The organism is Mobilicoccus pelagius NBRC 104925 (assembly GCF_000247995.1).
GTDB lineage: Bacteria > Actinomycetota > Actinomycetes > Actinomycetales > Dermatophilaceae > Mobilicoccus > Mobilicoccus pelagius.
In genome coordinates, this window is the sequence record NZ_BAFE01000023.1 from 1 (window position 1) to 1,445 (window position 1,445).

At 68.4% G+C, this 1,445-nt stretch carries 1 protein-coding gene; it reads left to right on the top strand.

Annotated features, from left to right (window positions below):
- Positions 1-131: 131 nt before the first annotated feature.
- A complete protein-coding gene (locus MOPEL_RS04065; protein WP_009481586.1) occupies positions 132-1,433 on the top strand; it encodes an ISL3 family transposase in 1,302 nt (433 codons plus the stop codon).
- Positions 1,434-1,445 lie beyond the last annotated feature (12 nt).

Consider the following 1,445-nt stretch of genomic DNA (forward strand, 5'->3'; position numbering starts at 1 on the left):
CTCTTCCCAGTTGAGGGTGTAGGTCGAGCCTGAGCTCAGCTCGGCCGGGGGCGGGCGCGTCGGTGCCGGGATAGGGGTCGAGGTCTCCCGAAGATGAAGGTTCCTACACCGCTCATCTGGAAGACCTCGACATGCGTGACGCTACCTTCACGACCCCTGACCTGACCACCTTCACCGGCCTGGACGACCTTGGACTGCAAACCGTCGGGCAATGCGTGAAACCGGACAAGGCCGTGCTGGCCTGCCGCGTCGTAGCTGAGGACCGCTGGTGTCGACGGTGCGGCTGCGAAGGCCGCGTGCGCGACAGTACGGTCCGGGAGTTGGCTCACGCGCCGTTGGGGTGGCGCCCGACGACGTTGCGGGTGCGGCTGCGGCGTTACCGCTGCACCGGCTGCGGGCACGTGTGGCGCCAAGACCTCTCCTGCGCGGCGGCCCCGCGGTGCAAGCTGACCAAGACCGCGCTGGCGTGGGCGTTGGAAGGGCTCGTCGTCGCCCACCTGTCCATGGCCCGCATCGCCGATGCTCTCGGGGTGGCGTGGGGCACCGCCAACACCGCCGTCCTGGCCGAGGGTCGCAGGGTCCTGATCAGCGACGACACCCGCTTCGAGGGCGTGCACGTCATCGGCGTCGATGAGCACGTGTGGCGTCACACCCGCAAGGGCGACAAGTACGTCACCGTGATCATCGACCTCACCGGAGTGCGGGATGGGACCGGGACTGCGCGGCTGCTGGACATGATCGACGGACGGTCCAAGGCCGTGTTCAAGACCTGGCTCAATCAACGCGACCAGGCCTGGCGGGAGGGCATCGAGGCCATCGCCATGGACGGCTTCACCGGTTTCAAGACCGCCGCCGCCGAGGAGGTCCCACAGGCGGTCGCCGTGATGGACCCCTTCCACGTCGTGCACCTGGCCGCTGACGCCTTGGATGAGTGCCGGCGTCGCACCCAACGCGACATCTTCGGCCGCCGCGGCCGCACAGGCGATCCGCTGTACCGGGCCCGCCGCAGCCTGCACACCGGTGCCGAGCTGCTCAACGATAAACAGAAGGCGCGCCTGCAGGACCTGTTTGCCGACGAGCGCCACACCGCGGTCGAGATCACCTGGAGCGTCTACCAGCGCACGATCACCGCCTACCGCGCCCCCGACCGGACCGCCGGAAAGACCACCATGACCACCCTCATCGACACCATCGGTGCCGGCGTTCCCGCCGGGCTACCCGAAGTCGCCCGCCTGGGCCGCACCCTGCGCAAACGCGCCGACGACATCCTCGCGTTCTTCGACCGGCCCGGCACATCCAACGGCCCCACAGAGGCGATCAACGGACGCCTTGAGCACCTGCGCGGCATCGCCCTGGGCTTCCGCAACCTCACCCACTACATCGCCCGAAGCCTCCTGGAAGCCGGCGGGTTCAAACGACACCTACACCCTTGATTGGGAAGAGCC

What these genes read in the sequence shown, in the direction of transcription:
- MOPEL_RS04065 (WP_009481586.1), top strand. Translation starts at nt 132, where the DNA reads ATGCGTGACGCTACCTTCACGACCCCTGACCTGACCACCTTCACCGGC.